General features: G+C 62.0%; 22 protein-coding genes. 15 read left to right on the top strand and 7 right to left on the bottom strand.

Annotated elements, in window-relative coordinates; genetic code table 11:
• Positions 1-35 precede the first annotated feature (35 nt).
• Positions 36-629 carry an acyl-homoserine-lactone synthase gene (locus FNZ07_RS07520; protein ID WP_091015077.1) on the bottom strand — a complete coding sequence of 198 codons (594 nt, stop codon included), beginning with the start codon at positions 627-629 and terminating at the stop codon, positions 36-38.
• A 180-nt stretch (positions 630-809) separates the two neighbouring features.
• Here FNZ07_RS07520 and FNZ07_RS07525 point away from each other — a divergent pair, with 180 nt between their 5' ends.
• A complete protein-coding gene (locus FNZ07_RS07525) occupies positions 810-1,121 on the top strand; it encodes a helix-turn-helix domain-containing protein (RefSeq protein WP_091015078.1) in 312 nt (103 codons plus the stop codon).
• On the opposite strand, the gene FNZ07_RS07530 is transcribed toward FNZ07_RS07525, so the two are convergent.
• Positions 1,105-1,797, bottom strand: a complete 693-nt coding sequence (locus tag FNZ07_RS07530; protein WP_177228306.1) for a helix-turn-helix transcriptional regulator — start codon at positions 1,795-1,797, stop codon at positions 1,105-1,107. The two genes, FNZ07_RS07525 and FNZ07_RS07530, sit on opposite strands and share 17 nt — an antisense overlap.
• Positions 1,798-1,942: 145 nt before the next feature.
• Positions 1,943-2,503: an autoinducer binding domain-containing protein gene (locus FNZ07_RS07535; protein ID WP_091015084.1), complete on the bottom strand. Its 561-nt coding sequence runs from the start codon at positions 2,501-2,503 to the stop codon at positions 1,943-1,945.
• 580 nt (positions 2,504-3,083) lie between these two features.
• Here FNZ07_RS07535 and FNZ07_RS07540 point away from each other — a divergent pair.
• The 8 genes from FNZ07_RS07540 (at position 3,084) to araD (ending at position 12,872) form a co-directional block, all read left to right on the top strand.
• Entirely contained in the window at positions 3,084-4,025 is a 942-nt protein-coding gene (locus FNZ07_RS07540; RefSeq protein WP_091015086.1) for a dihydrodipicolinate synthase family protein, read from the top strand.
• Between the two features lie 80 nt (positions 4,026-4,105).
• Positions 4,106-5,686: an aldehyde dehydrogenase (NADP(+)) gene (locus tag FNZ07_RS07545; RefSeq protein WP_091015088.1), complete on the top strand. Its 1,581-nt coding sequence runs from the start codon at positions 4,106-4,108 to the stop codon at positions 5,684-5,686.
• 69 nt (positions 5,687-5,755) lie between these two features.
• Positions 5,756-6,694 (top strand): SMP-30/gluconolactonase/LRE family protein, encoded by a 939-nt coding sequence (locus tag FNZ07_RS07550; RefSeq protein ID WP_091015090.1) that lies wholly within the window; start codon positions 5,756-5,758, stop codon positions 6,692-6,694.
• A gap of 262 nt (positions 6,695-6,956) precedes the next feature.
• Positions 6,957-8,141 (top strand): extracellular solute-binding protein, encoded by a 1,185-nt coding sequence (locus FNZ07_RS07555; protein ID WP_245811572.1) that lies wholly within the window; start codon positions 6,957-6,959, stop codon positions 8,139-8,141.
• A gap of 67 nt (positions 8,142-8,208) precedes the next feature.
• Positions 8,209-9,291, top strand: coding sequence for an ABC transporter ATP-binding protein (locus FNZ07_RS07560; RefSeq protein WP_091015092.1), 1,083 nt, complete (start codon positions 8,209-8,211; stop codon positions 9,289-9,291).
• Positions 9,288-10,166: an ABC transporter permease gene (locus tag FNZ07_RS07565; protein ID WP_091015094.1), complete on the top strand. Its 879-nt coding sequence runs from the start codon at positions 9,288-9,290 to the stop codon at positions 10,164-10,166. Before FNZ07_RS07560 ends, FNZ07_RS07565 begins: the two co-directional genes overlap by 4 nt.
• Before the next feature lie 128 nt (positions 10,167-10,294).
• Positions 10,295-11,077, top strand: a complete 783-nt coding sequence (locus tag FNZ07_RS07570) for an ABC transporter permease (RefSeq protein ID WP_245811611.1) — start codon at positions 10,295-10,297, stop codon at positions 11,075-11,077.
• A gap of 64 nt (positions 11,078-11,141) precedes the next feature.
• Positions 11,142-12,872, top strand: a complete 1,731-nt coding sequence (araD, locus tag FNZ07_RS07575) for an L-arabinonate dehydratase (protein ID WP_091015099.1) — start codon at positions 11,142-11,144, stop codon at positions 12,870-12,872.
• A gap of 55 nt (positions 12,873-12,927) precedes the next feature.
• Here the strand turns inward: araD and FNZ07_RS07580 are convergent, their stop codons facing one another.
• Together FNZ07_RS07580 and FNZ07_RS07585 are read right to left on the bottom strand one after the other, a co-directional pair.
• On the bottom strand, positions 12,928-13,533 hold the full coding sequence (locus tag FNZ07_RS07580; protein WP_091015101.1) for a short chain dehydrogenase: 606 nt from the start codon (positions 13,531-13,533) through the stop codon (positions 12,928-12,930).
• Positions 13,534-13,755: 222 nt separating this feature from the next.
• Positions 13,756-14,199, bottom strand: coding sequence for a DUF3005 domain-containing protein (locus tag FNZ07_RS07585; protein WP_091015103.1), 444 nt, complete (start codon positions 14,197-14,199; stop codon positions 13,756-13,758).
• Positions 14,200-14,541: 342 nt separating this feature from the next.
• On the opposite strand from FNZ07_RS07585, the gene FNZ07_RS07590 reads away from it, so the two are divergent.
• The 4 genes from FNZ07_RS07590 to FNZ07_RS07605 all read left to right on the top strand — a co-directional run bounded on the left by FNZ07_RS07590 (position 14,542) and on the right by FNZ07_RS07605 (position 17,747).
• Entirely contained in the window at positions 14,542-14,775 is a 234-nt protein-coding gene (locus FNZ07_RS07590; RefSeq protein ID WP_091015106.1) for a hypothetical protein, read from the top strand.
• Between the two features lie 131 nt (positions 14,776-14,906).
• Positions 14,907-15,833, top strand: coding sequence for a serine O-acetyltransferase EpsC (gene epsC, locus FNZ07_RS07595; RefSeq protein ID WP_091015108.1), 927 nt, complete (start codon positions 14,907-14,909; stop codon positions 15,831-15,833).
• A gap of 71 nt (positions 15,834-15,904) precedes the next feature.
• Positions 15,905-16,702 (top strand): AraC family transcriptional regulator, encoded by a 798-nt coding sequence (locus FNZ07_RS07600; RefSeq protein ID WP_170275686.1) that lies wholly within the window; start codon positions 15,905-15,907, stop codon positions 16,700-16,702.
• Between the two features lie 136 nt (positions 16,703-16,838).
• A complete protein-coding gene (locus FNZ07_RS07605) occupies positions 16,839-17,747 on the top strand; it encodes a DMT family transporter (protein WP_091015112.1) in 909 nt (302 codons plus the stop codon).
• 477 nt (positions 17,748-18,224) lie between these two features.
• Here the strand turns inward: FNZ07_RS07605 and folE are convergent, their stop codons facing one another.
• Together folE and FNZ07_RS07615 are read right to left on the bottom strand one after the other, a co-directional pair.
• Positions 18,225-18,887, bottom strand: coding sequence for a GTP cyclohydrolase I FolE (gene folE / locus FNZ07_RS07610; protein ID WP_091015114.1), 663 nt, complete (start codon positions 18,885-18,887; stop codon positions 18,225-18,227).
• 117 nt (positions 18,888-19,004) lie between these two features.
• Positions 19,005-19,928 (bottom strand): LysR family transcriptional regulator, encoded by a 924-nt coding sequence (locus FNZ07_RS07615; protein ID WP_091015117.1) that lies wholly within the window; start codon positions 19,926-19,928, stop codon positions 19,005-19,007.
• A gap of 278 nt (positions 19,929-20,206) precedes the next feature.
• On the opposite strand from FNZ07_RS07615, the gene FNZ07_RS07620 reads away from it, so the two are divergent.
• Together FNZ07_RS07620 and FNZ07_RS07625 are read left to right on the top strand one after the other, a co-directional pair.
• Positions 20,207-20,920 (top strand): 3-oxoacid CoA-transferase subunit A, encoded by a 714-nt coding sequence (locus FNZ07_RS07620; protein WP_091015119.1) that lies wholly within the window; start codon positions 20,207-20,209, stop codon positions 20,918-20,920.
• A 16-nt stretch (positions 20,921-20,936) separates the two neighbouring features.
• Positions 20,937-21,596: a 3-oxoacid CoA-transferase subunit B gene (locus FNZ07_RS07625; protein WP_091015122.1), complete on the top strand. Its 660-nt coding sequence runs from the start codon at positions 20,937-20,939 to the stop codon at positions 21,594-21,596.
• The last annotated feature ends 98 nt before the right edge of the window (positions 21,597-21,694 follow it).

Consider the following 21,694-nt stretch of genomic DNA (forward strand, 5'->3'; position numbering starts at 1 on the left):
TTGAATGTTTTTTCGCATTGCCGCCAGCGAATGAATCAGGCCGCAATCGCCATGGGTCCGAACAGTGCCGTCAACGTTTGAGCGCTGACCGCCACGTCCAGAGCCACCGCGCGCTCGATACCGATCTGCAAAGGCGGCCCAATACGGCACAACTCGATGCCGGTGCGGCGGATTAACCTCTCGACGGATGTTGTGGTGACAGTCACATAACGCGAGATGCCCATTCGCTGGGCGAAAGTCATGATGCTCTGGATCGCGTGGATCGTCAGATCGGCGAAGCCGAAAGTCTGTTCTTCACCCTCCGTATCGATTGCCCATCGGCTCAGTTCCCAGATATGCCGTCCCGCCGGCGCCGCCGTGCCGTGTAATAGCTGCGGGAAGGTGTCGCGCAGCATGTTGGGGCCTTCTGTCGGCATCAACCGCCAACAGCCCCGAACACGACCCGTTTCATCCTGAATCAACATGTAGTAGGGATCGAGCGCATCGAAATCGTCAATCTCCATGCCGGCGGTGGTTGGAATATCCCAACCGAGGCGCCCCTTGAAGACACGCGCACGTAACCGGTGCATCTGGTTGATGTGCTCGTTATCGAAATCTTTCCTGGTTCCAATCCGAATCGTGGTTTGCATGGCGTTCTCCTGAACGTGTGGGTCGTCCGATACGGGGGAAACGTATGCACTTCGGATAGGGCGCGCACCTATCTACATGGGTAGGTGTCACCGACGACGCACTCCAGCAAAATTGAGACAAATAGCAAACAGATAGTTGAACAGCAAACAGTAGCAAACTCAACCACAGCGAGATACACCATGGAACTTTTGGAAAATCATTGGCAAGCGGGCATTCAAGAACGGTCGCCGGAGGTGTCGTCTGCTGTTGACCGCGTGCTGATCATTGCATACAGAAAGAAGAAAAAAGAAAGCCAGCGTCGTTTCTGGGCGCGCTTTGGCGTTACCCAGTCGCGCGGTAGCCGATTCGAATCGGGCGCTGAAATTCCGGCACCGGTTTCGATCCTGCTTGGACTGTATTTTACGAAAACTATCTCCGACGGAGATCTGGGGCGAGCTGAGCGCGTGCTCTACAGCCAGGAATCCAGGTCCCTGATCAGCCTGGGTCAATAAGTCCCAGCTGCGTTGCGATCACGGCGGCTGCCCGCCGTGAATTGACGCCGAACTTGGCCCGGATATTCTTGACGTGGAAGTTCACGACAGCTTCCGAGCAGTTGAGAATATGTGAGATTTCCCACGTGGACTTCCCTTGGGCGGTCCATGCCAGACATTCGCGTTCCCGTGGCGTCAACTGCGGGATCAGCGGTTGCGCATGTGCGGTCAGGTGATGCTGGCTGCTATCCAGCACCAGATCGCGCAGCAGCACGAGATTCGGTAGCACGTTGTCGACGTGACGGCAGAAATCGCCGGCTGGGTTGGAGTCGTTGACAAAGCACAGCATGCCCCACTCCTGTTTGGGGCCGTGAATGGGCAATGTCACGCCCGCACGCAGTCCATACGCACTTGCTTCTTCATACATCGTTTGCGCCGGGCCAGCGAAAAGCTCGGGGGTCCAGAGGAGCGGTGCCGAGCGTGTCACGCTATGGGTCACGGTCGGGGCGATGTTCACCAGCCCTCGCTTTTCATAGGCGTCGCGCCACGACGGCGCGTATGTGCTGCGTATGAACGCGTCTTCGATCCGGATAGTCGGTCGCGGCAGGATTCCAAGCAGAATCTTGTCGAAGCCCCACTGTTCGGAGAGCTTGGCCAGGGCACCGAACCACGTCGATTCGTCCGGGGCACTGAGCATCGGCGAGACCTGCTCGATAAATTTTAGCGACTGTAGCGACTGTATCGACACGTCAGTTCTCTCAGGTTGCATGGCCCGACTGCCGGTGACATTGGCGCGAAGATGCCGTCGAGCTTGTTGCGCGGGCAGAGTTCATCATCGATTCCTAATTCCGATTCCCGGCCGGATATCCGCGTTTATATGGCGTCGGCTGTGGAATCAGGGGTTGCGCATGCGCGTTCAGGTGACACTCGCCGGTATCGAGCACCAGGTCGCGTAGTAGCACGAGATTGGGCAACACGACGTTGACGTGACGCCAGAAATCGTCGGTCGGCGTACGGTCAGTGACGAAAGATATCCCGCCCCATTCCTGTTTAGGTCCATGGATCGGCAACGTCACGCCGACACGCAGGCCATGTGAGCGCGCTTCCTCGAAGAACGCTTGCTGCGGTGCAGGGGCGCTGTCGAACAGTTCTTGTGACCAGGCGATCGGCGTAGAACGTGTCGAGCAATGCGACACAATGGGATCGATATACGAGAGTTTCCTGTCGTCGTAGGCCTGGCGCCACGACGGCGCATACGTGCTGCGTATGAACGCATCTTCGAACTGGCTGTCCGGTCGGGTCAGGATCGCGAGAAAAACCTGGTTGAAGCCCCATTTTTCGGCGAGATTGCTTATCGCATCGAACCATGTCGATTCGTCCGGGGCGTCGAGTATCGGTGACATCTGTTCGATAAGGTTTCGCGACTGTAGCAACTCTAGCGACACGTCAGTTTTCTCCCGTTGTGTGGCTCGACCGTCGGTAATGCCGGGGCGAAAATTTCGGCCAGTCGTTAGCACGGGGAGAATTTATCATTGTTTTTTAATTCTGGTAATTGAAATTGGAATAAAGATCGCGTCTATTCCAATTGCGGCGGCGCGCAATAGCTTGAGAGAAAACAAACGAAAGCTTCTTGCGCGATTGATCGGGATAAGCACACTACCGCGCGCACACGGCGGTTGTCCGGCAACTGCCGTGCGGGACAAGGGCCGTTCTATGCGATTTCAATGTCACGGATTTAACACCAGTGATAAACCGTAATAGGAGCCACTTCTCCAATTGCGATTCAATTCCATCTAGACAGTCAAAAGGACACGTAAAGGCACAAGTGAGGTAGAAATGCCCGTCTGAATGTCTATTACTCAGTAAGAATGAGCATTCCCGGTTGTCATACCAAAACGGCTCAAAATTACTCAAGTTGTTTGACAACATCGTGAACCCGGTGCTAACTTGTCGGTTGTCTGACCGAACTTGCGCCGAGGCACCATGAATGTTTCCCCGCTCCACGAAAGCGAATTTGCCGCCACGGTGATGGCGGTGCCGCCGCTTGCCCGCCGCGCCGACCTTTCCCTCGACGCCGCACAGAACCAGAAACTGATCCGCCACATCGAAGCGGGCGGCGTGCGCACGCTGCTGTATGGCGGCAACGCCAATCTGTATCACGTGGCGGTGAGCGAGTATCGCGAGCTGCTCGAGCTGCTTGCCGTGTGCGCGGGTCCCGGGACACGCGTGATCCCGGCCATTGGTCCGGACTACGGCAAGATGCTCGACGAGGCGCGCATCCTCGCGCAAACCTCATACCGCACCGCGATGGTGCTCCCGCTGACCGGCTTCACGACATCGCAGGGGATCGAAGATGGTCTCTCGCGCATTGCCGAGACGGCCGGGATGCCCCTCACGCTCTATATAAAGAGTGAGGAATACGTGGATGTCGACACGCTTGCCCGACTCGTCGAGCGCGGTACGTTGATTGCTATTAAGTACGCGATCGTGCGTGAGCGGCCGGAGCACGATCCCTATCTGCGCCGCCTGCTGCAACACATCAGTCCGACCCAGATCATTTCGGGGATGGGGGAGCGTCCGGCGCTCGTGCATCTGCGCGACTTCGGGCTCGCGTCGTGGACGACCGGTTCCGGCTGCATTGCGCCGCATGCGGTGACGGCCTTGCTACATGCGGTGAAGGCCGCGCGCGCAGACGAGGCGCAGGCGCTCTACGATGCATTCATGCCGCTCGAAACGCTGCGCGACGGGATCTCGCTGATCCGTGTGCTGCACGATGCCGTCACGTTCTCGAAGATTGCCGATATGGGGCCGCTGTTACCGCTACTGAGTTCGACGCCGCTCGAGCATCATGCGAAGATCGACGCTGAGACGCAGGCACTGCTCGCGTTCGAGCGTCATCTCGTCGAACGGTCCACAATCCGTTGACGGCGTACTTCCCCATCTGACTTTGCGTTGCGCACTCCGGCGGTAGTCGAGGCGCCGCGGCGCCTCACAGGAGTAGCAACATGCAGATTACCGGAGACATGCTGATCGGCGGCTCGGCGGTGCGCGGCACCAGGGGCACGCTGCGCGCGTTCGACCCGGCCCGCAACGCGGAAATCGAGCCGACCTTCGGCGCAGGCGGCACGGCGGAAGTCGAGCGGGCCTGCGAACTGGCCGCGCGCGCATTCGATCCGTACCGCGCCGCGCCGCTGGAAACGCGCGCCCGCTTTCTCGAAGCGATTGCCGACAATATCGTGGCGCTCGGCGATGCGTTGATCGAACGCGCGCACGCCGAATCCGCTCTGCCGAAAGCGCGCCTCGAAGGTGAGCGCGGCCGCACGGTCGGTCAGTTGAAGCTGTTTGCTGCGCTGGTGCGCGAGGGTCGCTGGCTCACCGCCACGCTCGACTCCGCGTTGCCCGAACGCAAGCCGCAGCCGCGGCCGGATCTGCGCTTGCAGAAAATTCCGGTCGGGCCGGTCGCGGTGTTCGGTGCGAGCAATTTCCCGCTGGCGTTTTCGGTCGCGGGCGGCGATACCGCATCGGCGTTCGCCGCCGGTTGCCCGGTTGTCGCGAAGGCGCATCCGGCGCACCTCGGTACGTCCGAACTGGTCGGCCGCGCGATCCAGAAAGCGGTCGTCGACTGCGATCTGCCGGAAGGCGTGTTCTCGCTACTGGTCGGCGCCGGGAACGAGATCGGCGAAGCGCTCGTCGCGCATCCGGCGATCAAGTCGGTTGGCTTTACAGGGTCGCGCCGTGGCGGCCTCGCACTCGTCGATATCGCGGCGAAGCGTCGCGAGCCGATTCCGGTGTTCGCCGAGATGAGCAGCGTCAATCCGTTTTTCCTGTTGCCAGGCGCGCTGAAAGCGCGCGGCGATGAAATCGCGGCCGGTTTCGTCGAGTCGGTGACGCTCGGCGTCGGGCAGTTCTGCACGAATCCGGGCCTTGTCATTACGCTCGATGGCGAAGAGACGCAGCGCTTCATCGACGCGGCGGCCCAGGCGCTCGCAAAGAAGGGCGCGCAGACCATGCTCACCGCCGGCATCGCGGCTGCCTATAAGGATGGTGTTCTGCAGCGCGGCGAGGAACGTGGCGTGACCACCGTCGCGCAGGGCATGGCCAGTGATGCGTCGTGTGCGGCGCTGCCGGCGCTCTTCACGACGAACGCGATGCATTTCCTCGCTACGCCGGAGCTCGAAGACGAGATCTTCGGGCCGACGTCGCTGATCGTCATCTGCCCGACCATCGAAGACATGCTGCAAGTGGCGCGTCATGTGGAAGGCCAGTTGACCGCGACGTTGCAACTCGAAGCCGAAGACTATCCGCTCGCGCGGCAACTGCTGCCGGTGCTCGAGCGCAAGGCCGGTCGCATCCTCGCAAACGGTTTCCCGACCGGCGTCGAAGTGTCCTACGCGATGGTGCACGGCGGTCCATTCCCGGCTACATCGGACTCGCGCTCGACATCGGTCGGGGCGACCGCGATCGAGCGTTTCCTGCGCCCGGTCTGCTATCAGGATCTGCCCGCCGACCTGCTGCCCGAAGCGCTGCGCGACGAGAATCCGCTGAAGCTCTGGCGTCTGCGCGACGGCAAGCTCGGGCGGGAATAAGCCGCGCCTGAAAGTCCGGCACGCCGGGCGCTCATGCGCCCGGCCCTTTCTCTTTCCATCTCCTGCGCCATGACCGACGCCAGCCGACGCTATCCCGACCTCTCTGTTCGCATTCTCGATCCGCGCTTCAATGCGCTGCGCCTTCCGCTCGCCTCGGTCGAGTGCCTGTACCAGGGCACGCGCTGGTCCGAAGGACCGGTATGGTTCGGCGACGGCCGCTATCTGTTGTGGAGCGACATCCCGAACAACCGCATGCTGCGATGGGACGAGGAGAGCGGCGCGGTGACGCCGTTTCGCCGGCCGTCGAATAACGCGAACGGCAACACGCGCGACCGGGAGGGACGGCTCGTCACCTGCGAGCATCTGACGCGGCGTGTCACACGCACCGAATACGATGGCTCGATCACCGTGCTCGCCGACCGCTATCTGGGCAAGCGCCTCAATTCGCCGAACGATGTCGTCGTGAAGTCCGACGGGTCGATCTGGTTCAGCGATCCGACCTTCGGCATCGAGGGCTATTACGAGGGCGAGAAGCAGGAGTCCGAGTTGTCGGCCTGCGTTTATCGCGTCGATGGACAGACCGGCGAGGTGAGCGTCGTTGCCGATACGGTGCTGGGTCCGAACGGACTCGCGTTTTCACCGGACGAGTCGGTGCTGTACATCGTCGAGTCGCGCGGCACGCCGCGCAAGATCCGCGCATTCGATGTCGCCGGCGATGGCCGCACGCTCACTGGCGACCGCGTGCTGATCGACGCGGGCCAGGGCACGCCCGATGGCTTTCGTGTCGATATCCACGGCAACCTGTGGTGCGGTTGGGGCATGGGCACCGACGAACTCGACGGCGTACGCGTGTTCACCGCGCAAGGCGAGGCGATCGGACATATCGCGCTGCCCGAGCGGTGCGCGAATCTGTGCTTCGGCGGGCGACATCGCAACCGTTTGTTCATGGCGGCGTCGCACGGGCTGTATTCGCTGTACGTGAATACGCAGGGTGTGAAGGGCGGTTGATGAGCGGTCGCGTCGTGCGGGGAAGTTGCTAAACAAGTTGAGGAAATAACCTGGCAGAGCAGTAACGCGGATCCCGACACAACCGGTAAAACCCTTATAAATAGCGGGTAAGCGGCGTAATTCCTCTTGCTCGAGCACACCATGTGTTTCTGAAATTTGCTTGACATCTGCGGGCCGCCTTCGCTATGTTCCACGAGGGGCGAGACACGGGGCGCTGCTACTGGACCGGTAGCGGACCCCCTACAAGAAGCGAGGAGATGCAATGATTTTTTCGGGTAGCGGGTCAGCAAGGTACGTCGCGGCGTGCGCGACACTCACCGCCGCGGCGACACTGACAGCATTCGCGCCGCTCGCGCACGCAGCCGGTCCGGTCGCGCTCAACATCGTCGACGTAGCCGGCGACTTGCAACTGACACAAAAAGGTTTCGAAGCCTTCAAGGCGAAATACCCGAACCTCGTTTCGAACATCACCTACACGAATGCACCGGCTCCGCAGTTGCCCGGCAAGATCAAGGCGATGCAGGGAGCCGGGCGCTCCGATATCGATCTCGTGCTGACCGGCACCGACGCGCTCGCGGCCGGCATCCAGCAGAACCTGTGGATCAAGCTGCTGCCCGATCAAGCGGCTGCGTTTCCCGGCACGCTCGACCGCTACGCGCCCGGGCCGCGCAAGATGCAGGACCTTGCGCAGGGGTATGGGCTCGAGGTCGCGTATATGCCCGCTGGTCCGCTGCTCGAATACAACCCGGCGAAGGTCAGCGATCCGCCGCGAACACCCGCGCAACTGCTGCAATGGTGCAAGGCGCACCCGGACAAGCTGATCTACGCGCGGCCCGCCAATTCGGGTCCGGGCCGCACGTTTCTAATGGGCTTGCCGTATGTACTCGGCGACAAGGATCCGCAGGATCCGGTCAATGGCTGGGACAAGACATGGGCTTTCCTGAAGCAGCTGAATGACTGCATTCCGTACTACCCGGGCGGCACGTCGGCGGTCATGAAGGAGCTCGGCGAGGGCACGCGCGACATGACGGTTACCGTCACCGGCTGGGACATCAATCCGCGCGCACTCGGCATCGTGCCGGCGGAGTTCCGCGTGCAGGCGTTCGACAACATGACATGGGTCAACGACGCGCACTACATGGTGATCCCGAAGGGCGTGCCGAAAGAGAAGCTCGACGTGCTCTACAAGTTGATGAACTTCATGCTGGAGCCTGCGCAGCAGGCGCTCACGTACGACGACGGTTACTTCTATCCCGGCCCCGCGATCAAGGGCGTCACCGTCGATCAGGCGCCGGCGCACAGTCAGGACGTGCTGAAGCAGTACGGTCGTCCCGAGTACGCGAAGCTGCTGGCCGAACGTCCACACGTACTGCCGCTCAGTGCATCCGCGATGGTGGCGGCGTTCCAGAAATGGGACCGTGAAGTAGGCGCGCAGAAAACGAAGTAGCCAGCCGTGTTATGCGAGCGAACCGGACGGTGGCCCGCGATGCCGTCGTCCGCATCAGGACATCGTCATGAAGCATCAGTTTGAGCAATTGCGGCTCGCAGCAGTGAGTCGCAGTTTCACGAGCGCCGACGGCCATCCGGTCGCGGCGCTTCAAGGACTCGATCTCGACATCCGGCGCGGCGAGTTCATCGCGTTGCTGGGGCCTTCGGGGTGCGGCAAGTCGACGGCGCTCAACTGCATCGCGGGCCTGCAACCGCTCACGTCCGGCGGCATCTGGCTCGACGAAACGCGCATCGACATACTGCCGCCCGAGAAGCGCGGCTTCGGTATGGTGTTTCAGAACTACGCGTTGTTTCCACACATGTCGGTACTCGACAACGTCGGCTTCGGCCTGAAGATGCGCGGCGTGTCGAAGAGCGAAACCGCGCGCCGCGCACGCGATGCGTTGCAACTCGTGCAACTGGTCGGCCACGAACGCAAGCTGCCTGGCCAGCTGTCGGGTGGGCAGCAGCAGCGCGTCGCGATTGCCCGCGCGATCGTGATCGAACCGCCGCTCGTGTTGATGGACGAACCGCTATCGAATCTCGATACGAAGCTGCGCATCGAAATGCGCGCGGAGATTCGCCGTATTCATAGCCAGCTCGAACGGGCGACGCTTTACGTGACGCACGATCAGGACGAGGCGCTGTCGATGGCCGATCGCATCGTCGTGATGAAAGAGGGCGTCGTACAGCAGGTCGGGACGCCGAAGGAAGTCTATGGCCGGCCGAAGAATCTGCATGTCGCGCGTTTCATGGGCTATCGCAACGTGCTCGAGTTTGCGCTCGAAGGTCAGCAGGGCGATGGCGTCGCGGTGAACGCGAGTGGCGTGCGCCTGCTTGGTGTTGCGATGGACGGGTTCGACAGTCAACGCGTGTGCGTTGCGCTGCGACCCGAAGATCTCGAACTGGCCGCGCCAGGAACCGACAATAGTTTCGACGCGGACGTCACGACAGTGGAGTACGGCGGTCACGATTCGCTGCTGCGTGTGCATACGATGTTCGGCGATCTGTGGGCGCGCATCGCCGGTGAATTTGTTGTCGGTGAGCGTTTGCGCTTAAGGGTGCCGCCGGCGCGTACGCTCGTCTACGACGGCAGCGAAGCACGATGAACACCGCAACCCTTGCGCCGCCCACCGCGCCACGCGATCCGAAAGCCTGGCTGGTTGCTCCAGCGCTGATCTTTATCCTCGCGCTGTTCGTCTACCCGTTCGTGTACGGTCTTGTCCTGTCGTTTCAACCGATGAACGGCGGCGGCGTGTGGGCGAACTACCGCACGTTCTTCACCGACACGTCGATGTGGCCGACGGTCCTCGTCACGCTCAAGCTCGCCGTACCCGCGACGCTGATCAATGTCGGCGTATCGGTGCCGGTCGCATTCGCGCTGCGGCGCCATTCGCCGTACCAGAAGCTTGTTACGACACTGCTCGTCATTCCCGTCACGCTCGGCACCGTGCTGATCGCCGACGGCATGCTCACGTACTTCGGGCCGAACGGCTGGTTTCCGCAGGTGCTGCGCGCGCTGCATCTGTACACGGACGAAGTACGGCTCACGCATAACTACTGGGGTGTGCTGATTTCGCTCGTGGTGTCGGGGTTTCCCTTCGCGTTCCTGCTGACGCTCTCGTACGTGACCGGCATCGACCCGACGCTGGCCAACGCGGCCGCGACGCTCGGCGCGAGCCCGTGGCAGCAGTTCCGGCAGATCTATCTGCCGCTGCTCGTGCCTGGGCTGACGATGGCTGCGTGTCTATCGTTCGTGCAGGCGTTCTCGGTGTTTCCGTCGGCGGTACTGCTCGGTGCACCGGCCGGCCCGACTCGCGTGATGTCGATCGCCGCAGCGGAAGCGGCGTTCGAGAGCTACGACTACTCGCTTGCCTCGGCCATCGCGATCGTGATGGGCTTCGTGCAGTTGATCGTCGTCGCGGGTATGCTCGGCGCCCGTCGCTTCTTCTATCGTGGGCCGGTCAGCGGAGGGAAGGGCTGATGACGACCGATCGCCACGCCGTCTCGCTACCGCAGGCACCCGCCGTAGAAGATGCTCCGCCTGCACGCAATGGCAGCCGGCACAGAAGTCTTGCCAGCCGCGCGTGGACCGCGCTGGTATGGGGGACGATGCTGTTCTTCCTGCTGAACGTCGTGCTGTTGATCGCCACAGTCGCCGTCAATTCGCTCGCGACACGCTGGTTCGGCACGTTGCTGCCGCAAGGTTTCACGCTGCGCTGGTACGCGCAGGCATGGGGCGACTTCCAGCTCGCGAGCGTACTCTGGGTCACGGTCGAAGTGGTCGGCGCGGTCGTGCTGCTGTCGGTCGCACTCGGCGTGCTGGCGGCCTACGCACTTGCGCGCGTGCAGTTTCGCGGCAAACGCATCGCGATGCTCGTTTTCCTGCTGCCGCTGATGGTGCCGCCCGTCACCTACGGTATTCCGATGGCGACCGCGATGTACAGCATCGGACTGGCCGGCACACTGGGCGGTGTGATCCTCGCGAACCTCGTGCCGGCGCTACCGTTCGTGATTCTCGTCATGACGCCCTTCATCGAACAGATCGATCCGGCGCTGGAGTCCGCGGCGCGTATCTTCGGTGCGAACACGTTCCGCTATTTCCGTTACGTGCTGCTGCCGCTGCTCGTGCCGGGTATGCTGGCCGCAGGGCTGCTGGTGCTCGTGCGTACCATCGGCATGTTCGAGCTGACGTTTTTCACGGCCGGCCCGGCGACGCAGACGCTCGTCGTCGCGCTGTACTACGCGGTGTTTTCGACCGGCGTGCGCGCGCCGCAATCGATCGATGCGATGGCGATGATCTACATGGCGATCACCCTGGTGTGGGTGCTGATTGCGCTGCAGTTCGTGAGCCCCACGCAGATCGTCTCGCGCGTGAAGGAACAGCGCCGCTGAGCCGGTCCACTACCTGTCGGACGAACCGCGTTCGTCCGCGACCCGATCAAGCTGGGAGCTACACGTGACAAAGAAAAAGACCCCTGAAGAACTGCGCAGTCATCGCTGGTACGGCGTCAACGATCTGCGCTCGTTCGGTCACCGTTCGCGCACTGCGCAGATGGGCTATAGCCGCGAAGAGTACGCGGGCAAACCGGTCATCGCGATCCTCAATACGTGGAGCGAGATGAACCCGTGCCATACGCATTTCCGCCAGCGCGCGGAGGAAGTGAAGCGCGGCATCTGGCAGGCCGGTGGTTTTCCGATCGAGCTGCCGGTGCAGACACTGTCCGAGCCATTCCAGAAGCCGACTACGATGCTTTACCGCAACTTCCTCGCGATGGAAGCCGAAGAAACGCTGCGTTCGTACCCGGCCGACGGCGTCGTGTTGATGGGCGGCTGCGACAAGACGACGCCCGCGCTGCTGATGGGCGCGATCTCGATGGACCTGCCTACTATCTTCCTGCCCGCCGGCCCGATGCTGCGCGGCAACTGGAACGGCGCGACGCTCGGCTCGGGTTCGGACACGTGGAAATACTGGGCCGATCTGCGCGCGGGCAAGATCACCGAGGAAGACTGGCAGGGTGTGGAAGGCGGCATTGCGCGCTCGCCAGGACACTGCATGACGATGGGCACCGCGTCGACGATGACGAGCGCGGCCGAAGCGCTCGGCTTCACATTGCCTGGCTTCGCATCGATACCGGCGCCCGACTCGCGCCACGCGCAGATGGCCGCGAAGACCGGCATGCGCGTCGTCGAGATGGTCTGGGAAGATCTGAAGCCGTCCGACATCGTGACAGCCGGCGCAATCGACAATGCGGTCACGACCTGTCTCGCGCTGTCAGGATCGACGAATGCGATCGTCCACATGATCGCGCTCGCGCGGCGCGCGGGTGTCGAGCTGACACTCGACCGTTACGATGAGATTGCGCGTCGCGTGCCGGTGCTCGCCAACATCCGGCCGACCGGTGCCTACCTCATGGAAGACTTCTTCTACGCAGGCGGTTTGCAGGCGATGCTCGTCGAACTCGGCGATCTGATCGACGGTTCGCAGAGAACGGTGAACGGCCGCACGCTCGGCGAGAACATCACGGGTGCGCAGGTATTCAACGACGATGTGATCCGCCGACGCAGCGCGCCGCTGCTACCCGACAACGGCCTTGCAGTGCTGCGCGGCAATATCGCGCCCGACGGCGCGGTGATCAAACCGGGTGCGGCCGATCCGAAGCTGCTCGTGCACACCGGCCGCGCGGTCGTGTTCCGCGATTACAACGATATGGCTGCACGTATCGACGACGATGCGCTCGATATCGACGAGACCTGCGTGATCGTCCTGCAACATGCGGGGCCGATCGGCGCACCGGGAATGCCCGAGTGGGGCCAGCTGCCGATTCCGCGCAAGCTGCTGCAAAAGGGTGTGCGCGACATGCTGCGCATCTCGGATGCGCGGATGAGCGGGACGAGCTACGGTGCATGCGTGCTGCACGTTGCACCGGAGTCGTTTATCGGCGGTCCGTTCGCGCTGGTGCAGGACGGCGATCTGATCGAACTCGACGTGCCGCGTCGCACACTGAACGTGCTGGTAGCTGACGATGAGCTGGCCCGACGCAAGGCTGCGTGGGTCGCGCCGGCGCCGCGCTTCGAGCGCGGCTACGGTGCGATGCATCAGGTGCATGTGATGCAGGCGGACAAGGGCTGCGACTTCGATTTTCTGCAGCGCGGCGGCGCGCGTCAGGGCGATCCGGAAATCCACTGACGCGGCGCTGCCGCTGTTTGAACGGTCAGTTGACGATCAGCCGACAGTCCGTCGTTCAGTAACCGATGCGATACACCCGACCCGTCTCCGCTCCCTCGACGCTGCGCAGGTAACCTTGCGCAGCGCGTTGTGCGGTAACCGGTTCGAAGCCACGGAAGTAAGGCGCATACGCATCCATCGATTCGACCAGCACAGTCGGACTCACCAGGTTGATGCGCAGGCCGCGCGGCAATTCGATCGCCGCGCCACGCACGAAGCCTGCGAGCGCGAGATTCACGGTCGTCGCGTTCGCGCCTTCGCGGATCGGTTCTTCGCCGACGATGCCGCTCGTCAGCGTGAACGAACCACCATCGTTCACATAACGCTGCGCGCCGAGCACGAAGTTGATCTGGCCCATCAGCTTGTCGCGCAGGCCAATCCAGAACTGCTCGACGGTCATGTTAGATAGCGGCCCGAAGTGCAGCTTACCGGTTGCCGTGACGATGCCGTCAACCTTGCCGATTTCGCGAAACAACTGCTCGATGCTCGCGGGATCGGTGCCGTCGACGCGATGCGCGCCGCGTGTCGCCCCCACTTCGATCACTTCATGACGAGCCTTCAACGCCGTGGCCACGGCCTGGCCCAGCGTACCCGTTGCACCGATGACGACAATCTTCTTCATGTTCTGCTCCCGCGAGTGGATGGTGAATCATTCCTGATTGTCGCGGACTGCCGCGGCGGGAAAAAGCCGTCGCGAAGCCGGGGTCCTGAAACCCCAGGTTTCGAATCGAATTCGAGTCGACGCGTTCTCGCTCAGTGCCGCATTGAAACGATGCACGCGCTGCGCATCCGCATGCGCGCGCCCGCTCGTCGATTGAATCAAACAGTGCGTTGCATCGCGCGATTATTTAATCCGCTGAAACTCGATCACGCGAGCCGGCCGCCGATGATTCAACGCGTAATGCTCGCGCCCGCGCGTTTCGTATCCGGATGGCAGATCCGGATTGTCGAAACCCTCATCGAACGCGTGTGGCGATTCAGGTTCGACCATGCCCCGGTCGATCACCGTGTAGCCTGGCGCGACCGCGAGCAGCAGATGGTTACCGCCCGTGCGACTGTCGAAACCGGCCATCCCGTCGCGCGCTTCGGGAACGCTGTTGTCGAGTGTCGCGTTGCTTTGTGTCACTTCGTCGGGACCGATCGTGCCGTGTCCGGCGAGCCGCGCCGCCTCGCGATTCTTGCCGTCGGTGTCGACCGTGCTGTCGTGCGTACGATCGTTGTGTAGCTCTGTACTGAGCCCGCGTGATACGGTATGTTTGTTCGTATCGTCGGTATCGGTTGTGTTCATGGCGTTCCTCACTCTGAAATATGCGGGCCTTGACGGCTGTCGCGGCCTTCATTGATGAGTGAGCAAAACCCGTTCCGGGTAAGCAACGCAAAACGCCGTAAAAAAGTGCGTTCGCTCTATGAACCAAATGTCAATTTTTACTTTTTTAATGGACGATACTTTACGACAGAGTATTATCGTACTCCGACGAGCCGGCGCGCACCGAACACTCTGCAGGTCATCAGAAGCACCCACCGCAACAGCATTCTGCAACAGCGAAATTCGGGCTATTGCGGCGTGGAGGATGCACAGCGGCAGCGCGCCTTTCGAACCATCATACGAGGCAGTCAGGGCGGGTGACTCATGCACTTTGATGCTGCATTTACACATCGCGGCTACTTGCTGAATTGTGAGCCGGCACACGTGGGCGACGGCTCATGGCAACCCTATGTAGTGATCTCCCGTTCCAGCGACGGCGAGCTCGTTGCCAATCGTTTTTTTCCAACCGACCTTCGATTTCCCGACGAAGCCACCGCGATCGCGCATGCCCGCGACTGGGCAGTGCGATGGATCGACGCGAGTAGCGTGACGATCTGAGCGGGCGCAGCGTAGCCTGTACAGTGCCTCCTGCCTGGTAGAGGCACGTTGCGCGGGGCGCCGCAAAACAAGGTAATCTCTCAGGACACTTCACTCTGAACCGTGCCCTGTCGCACGGCGCCGTGTCCACCATGTCAAATGTGCCTTCCCACAACTGGGGCCTCGAGCAGATCGTCGCGGACTTGCGCGCGTCGCGCGAGCAACTACACCGTACCCGCCATCCGCTCGGCATCCGCGAACTACCGTCGCGTGACGCGGTGATCAATATTGTGGGCGGTTTGCGCGCGGCGCTGTTTCCAACTCACTACGGCGCGGCCGATCTGACCGACGAAAGCGTCGACTATTACGTCGGCCATACACTCGAAAGCACGTTGCGCCTGCTCTCCGAACAGATTCGCCGTGCGCTGCGCTTTCTTCCCGAACATGCACAAACCAGCGACGAAGCGCTGAGCATACGGGCGTTCGATGTCGCCCGCGAATTCGGCACGCAGTTGCCCGGTATTCGTGCGCTGCTGGTGAGCGATATCCAGGCCGCATTCGCCGGCGATCCGGCCGCGCAGCACATCACCGAAATCCTGCTTTGCTATCCGGGCGTGTGGGCGATGACGCACCATCGTCTCGCGCATGCGCTGCACCGGCTCGGCGTGCCGCTGCTCGCGCGCTTCATCAACGAGATCGCGCATTCGGCAACCGGCATCGACATTCACCCGGGTGCGCAGATCGATTCGAGTTTTTTCATCGATCACGGTACCGGTGTCGTGATCGGAGAGACAGCGGTGATTGGCCAGCGCGTGCGCGTGTATCAGGCCGTGACGCTCGGCGCGAAGAGTTTTGCCGCCGACCTCGACGGTGCGCTCGTGAAAGGCAATGCGCGACATCCGATCGTCGAGGACGACGTCGTGATCTACGCGGGCGCGACGATTCTCGGTCGCGTGACGATTGGGCGTGGCTCGGTGATCGGCGGCAATGTGTGGCTCACGCATAGCGTGCCGCCGGGCAGTAGCGTATCGCAGGGCAAAGTCCGCGAAGGCGAGCGTACCGACGACGGGAAGCACTGATGGTTGCGCGCGGCGTTCGTAGTGCGGCAGTGGTGGGCGCCAGACAGCCCGGCGCTAGCGCACGCGTTCAGATGCCGCGCTGCGCACTGGCCGGTGTCGAAGCGACCGTCGCGCGCACTACTCAAACGTTTGCCCGCCACACGCACGACCGCTTCGGTATCGGCGTGATTGCGCAAGGCGGCCAGCGATCGGCGAGCGGTCGCGGCCCGGTCGAGGCGCGTGCGAACGACGTGATCACTGTGAATCCCGGCGAGATTCACGACGGTAGCCCGCTCGACGAACGTGGCCGCGCGTGGCGCATGTTGTACTTCGAGCCGTCGTTGGTGTTCGACGCGGTGGGTGAACTGGCCGACGTACCTTCGCGTTCACTCGAACTCACGGTGCCGGTGGCCCGCGATGCGTTGTTGAAGGTTCTGTTCGAGCGTTTGTTTGCGGTATCGGTGGAAAGCGGATTAGCGGCTGACTCGCTCGCTTGCGAGGAAGCACTACTAGCGCTGTTTGCGCACGTTGGCAGACATCACACCACCGTTGCACTGTGTACCGCACGGCAAGCGACTACACCTGTTGCGCGGGCGAAGGCGCGCATCGACGACGAGCCGTCCGCCATGGTCACACTCGCCGAACTGGCTGCCGATTCCGGCATGAGTCGTTTCCAGTTGCTGCGTGCGTTTGCGCGGGAAACGGGTTTGCCGCCACATGCATACCAGATGCAGCGGCGTGTGATGTTGGCGCGACGACTGATCGCGAGCCGCATGGGTCTCGCGAGTGTAGCCGCTGCGGCGGGTTTTGCTGATCAGAGCCATATGACGCGCGCGTTCGTGCGGCTCTTTGGTGTGACGCCGGCTGTGTATTCGGCGGCGGTTCGCTAGATACTTCCTGCTTCCTGCTTCCTGCTTCCTGCTTGCCGCACACCGCGTGCGCGCGCGCTGCAATTTCGTTCAAGACCCACTGTCTGCGCGGACATTAATCTGCGTGCTCGTTCCATTGACGAAGGGAAGCACGAGCATGAATTCGCGTTATGTCGGGTATCTGTTCTGCGGACTGGCGATGATAGGCGTCGGCAGCACTGTGGTTGTCAGCAAGGCGATCGCGGCGGGTTTGCCGCCGTTCTCGGCGACCGCGTTGCGGTTTGCGATTGCGTTTCCGGTCTTCATCGTCGTGATGCGTGTGCGACGCGTGCGCTGGCCCCGCCTGTCACGCCGCGATGCGTGGCTTGCCATCGCGCAGGCGGGTGCGGGTAGCGTCGGTTACACGGTGTTCCTGATCAGCGGTATGAAGCTCGCGTCGGCCGCCGATGCGGGCGTGATCGCCGGAACCTTGCCTGCGGTCTCGGCGGCGGTGGCGATGCTCGCGCTTGGCGAACGGCCCGCGCCCGCCTTGATCGGCGCGATCGCACTCGCGACGACTGGCGTGCTTGCGTGCACGATCCATTTCGACCAGTTGTCGAGTTCACGCGGCGCTGGCGCATTCACGGGCAACGCGCTCGTATTTGCGGCGGTTGTGTGCGAGGCACTTTTCATCCTGCTGAACCGCAAACTGAGCCGCCCCGTCGATGCCTTACCGCTATCCGCGCTGATGTCGGGCATTGGCCTGGCGGTCGCGATAGTGCCGGCCTGTTTCGAAAGACCGTGGACGTTGCCGTTCGACGCAAACGCGCTGCTCGGAGTCGTGTATTACGCCCTGGTGCCGACGGTCGCGGGCTTCGTACTGTGGTATGCGGGCGCTGCGCGCGTGAGCGGCGCGGAAGCTGGCCTGATGACGGCGCTCGTACCGGTATCGGCGGTGGCGTTGGCGGCGCTAGTACTGCACGAACCGGTGACGAGCTCGCAACTAGCGGGCGTTGCATGCGTGCTGGCAGCGGTATGGCTAGCAACGTTTGGCCGACGACTGCGTGCACCGAGCACAGCAGGTTGAACATCGTGGTGGCGGGATGCGGGTTCAAGCTTTTGCAGCGAATGACATGCGCTTACTTGTCCATCTCAGCATCGACCTTTCTCAGATATTTTCTCCGCTGCGTTCGTCAACATCCTTCGCAGTCGCAATAGTTTCCCCATGTGGTCACCGGGCCGCGAGCACGTAGTGCGAGCGGGATGAATGACGGCCTTGTCACTAGTGTTGAGGGTGCGAGGGACGGTCTCGTTTCGGACCACTACGGTGTCAATGCGAGGACGACACTTAGATGCGGGCCACGAAGGCGACACACGGAAAGGACTAGGTAACGTCTCGAGCGGCTTTCTTTGCCTTCTTTCTTTGCCGCGGCAAAGAAAGAAGGTGCCGCCCCGCACAGGGGCAACGCCGGCGCCGCGAGGCGCTAAAAACAAGCCGCCTGCCCAGGCAAAAAAACCAGCCACGAGAGGCACCAACAAAAGGCCGCCGCCCGAGGCAAAAAGATCAGGTATTAGCTATACCAACAGAAGGCGGACCATTAACAATAGCGAGAAACTCCCGCCTCGTAGAAGCATCACTCCGAAACGCCCCGAGCATCCGCGAGGTAACCATAGCGACACCGGCCTTATGCACACCGCGCGTAGACATACACTGATGCGACGCCTCGAGAATTACTCCAACGCCTCGAGGCTGCAACACCTCGTTAAGCGTATCGGCGATCTGCGCAGTCATCTTCTCCTGAATCTGCAGCCGCTTGGCAAACGCATCCACCAGCCGCGCAAGCTTCGAAATACCCACCACCCGATGCTGCGGCAGATACGCAACGTGCGCGCGACCAATAATCGGCACCATATGATGTTCGCAATAACTCTCGAAGCGAATGTCCTTTAACACGATCATTTCGTCATAACCGTCGACCTCCGAGAACGTGCGCGCCAGAACGTCACGTGGATCGACCGAATAACCCGCGAAGAATTCTTCATAGGAACGGACCACACGCGCCGGCGTATCGAGCAGCCCTTCGCGCTGCGGGTCGTCGCCGGCCCAGCGCAGCAGCGTACGAACGGCTGCTTCGGCTTCTTCACGAGTGGGGCGCACAGGAGTCTCGGCAGGCTTCGCCTTCGCGGTTGTGCGGATTGCGCGGACCTTGCCGGCTTTGCTGTTCATTCTTTACTCCTGTCACGTCACCGGGGACACGCGGGTTGCACGATGCGGCCATTGTTCCATGTTTTGCAGTACGTGGCGCATCGCGATGTCGCCGGTAGGGTCATGCATCCTTATCTATCACTTCGGCCATTCATCCAGCGCATCGTTGAACAGTTCGGACACGACGCCCCGCAGCCAGTTCGTGCGCGGATCGTTGTGATACTTGCGATGCCAGTGCTGCCGCAAATCGAAACGCGGCAGGACGAGCGGCGGCTCGACGAGCGTGATCGACGCGTGCTCCGTCACGTACGCGAAGCCGATCGCGTGCGGTACGGTCGCGATCAGGTCGGTGCGCGCGAGGATGAACGGCAGGCTCATGAAGTGCGGTGTTTCCAGCACCGCACGACGACGGATGCGTTTCTTCTCGAGAAACTTCTCGAGCACTTCCTGGCTGCGTCCTTCCGCGCGGACTACCGCATGTCCCGCCGCAACGAACTGGGCGAGCGTAAGCGGCGCGCTTGCGAGCGGGTGGCCGCTGCGCATCATGCAGATGAAGCGATGCGAGAAGAGCCGCTGCTGGAAGAAGTTATTGCCCGACAGGTCCGGGAAGTAGCCGATCGCCAGATCGACGTCGCCGGATTCCAGGCCGCGCTCCACGTGTGCAGGCGGTAGCGATACGGAGCGCAGGTTCGCGTGCGGCGCGCGCTCGGCGAGCGTCTGCAGCAGGCGCGGCAGGAATACGATTTCGCCGACATCCGACAGCGCAATCGAAAACGTATAGGTGCTCGTAGCCGGCGCGAAATCCTGCGCGTCGAGCATGCCTTTTTCGATGCGCATCAGTGCGTCGCGCGCAGCGGGCAGCAGCGCGAGTGCACGCGGCGTAGGCTCCATGCCACGCGAGGTGCGCACGAAAAGCGGATCGCCAAAGTAATCGCGCAACCGGCCGAGCGCAGTGCTCACACGCGGCTGGCTCACACCCAGGTGCTCGGCGGCGCGGCTCACGTTGCGCGTGTCTTCCATCGCGACGAGGTAGGGAATCAGATTGAGATCGAGCTCTTGCATGGCCGGGTAGCCGGACAGTATCGCGGGCTGTATGGAGAAACCGTATACACGCTAGCGGATAAATCGCGCTGGCATATAGTGGGAAGAGCAACCATGCCCGAGAAAGGCTGCCTTGACAAGCGTACGAAGCGCCACGGATAATGCCTCACGATGTTCGTTAAACGAATGTGTGTTCTTTTAGCGAACATTTCACCGGCCGTGAAGGTCGGCAGCAAGACGCGCAGATTGTCCGACCCATGAACGCAGGTTGGGCGACGCGTCGCTAGAGGACATTCGACATGATCAACAAGATTTTCGATTCCCTTCAGGCAGCGGTGGCCGATGTTCATGACGGCGCGACCGTGATGATCGGCGGCTTTGGTACCGCGGGCATGCCGTCCGAACTGATCGACGCACTGATCGCGCAAGGCGCGCGCAACCTGACCATCGTCAACAATAACGCCGGCAATGGCGACGTTGGCCTTGCCGCGCTGCTGAAGGCGAAGCGCGTGCGCAAGATCATCTGTTCGTTTCCGCGTCAGACCGACTCGTATGTATTCGATGCGCTGTACCGTGCCGGCGAAATCGAGCTCGAGCTGGTGCCGCAGGGCAATCTTGCCGAACGCATCCGTGCGGCTGGCGCGGGTATCGGTGGCTTCTTCACGCCGACTGGCTATGGCACGAAGCTGGCTGAAGGTAAGGAGACGCGCCTGATCGACGGTCGTCACTATGTGCTGGAAGCACCGTTGCCGGCGGATTTCGCGTTGATCAAGGCGCATCGTGGCGATCGTTGGGGCAACCTGGTTTATCGCAAGACCGCGCGTAACTTCGGGCCGATCATGGCGAGTGCGGCGAAGGTCGCGATCGCGCAGGTGTCGGAAGTCGTGCCGCTCGGTGCGCTCGATCCCGAAGTGATCGTCACGCCCGGAATTTTCGTGCAGCGTGTGATCGAAGTGCGGCAGGCCGCGCACGGTGAGGCACACGACGTGCAAGCCACCGGCCAGGCCGCCTGAGCACCGGAGATCCGACATGAAGAAACTGACCCGCGATGAAATGGCGCAACGCGTCGCCCAGGACATTCCTGAAGGCGCCTACGTCAATCTCGGCATCGGCGTGCCCACACTGGTGGCGAACCACCTCGATGCGAACAAGGAAATCTTCCTGCACAGCGAGAACGGTTTGCTCGGCATGGGCCCGGCACCGGCGCCTGGCGAGGAAGACGACGAGCTGATCAACGCCGGCAAGCAGCACGTCACGCTTCTGACCGGCGGGGCGTTCTTCCATCACGCAGATTCGTTTGCCATGATGCGCGGCGGCCATCTCGACTTTTGCGTGCTCGGCGCGTTCCAGGTCTCGGCCACCGGCGATCTCGCGAACTGGCACACCGGTGCACCGGACGCGATCCCCGCGGTAGGCGGTGCTATGGATCTCGCGATCGGCGCCAAACAGGTCTACGTGATGATGGAGCACCTGACCAAGCAGGGCGAGAGCAAGATCGTCGGCGAGTGCTCGTATCCGGTGACGGGTGTCGGTTGCGTCGATCGTATCTACACCGATCTCGCGGTGATCGATGTGACCGCGAGCGGGCTGGTTGTGCGCGAGATCGTCTCCGATCTCGGTTTCGATACGCTGCAAAAGTTGACCGGTATTGCGCTGATCGACGGTACCCAGGCTGCGCGCGCCGCGTGACCTGTACGCGGGCTTCGGCGACAATGAAGCCGCAACTGGCCGCGGGTCGCGCGAACAGTCTTTCGTTCAGCCTGCAGAATCTGAGTGCATCCCGCTGG

Origin of the sequence: Paraburkholderia megapolitana (genome assembly GCF_007556815.1) — a bacterium.
Classification (GTDB): domain Bacteria; phylum Pseudomonadota; class Gammaproteobacteria; order Burkholderiales; family Burkholderiaceae; genus Paraburkholderia; species Paraburkholderia megapolitana.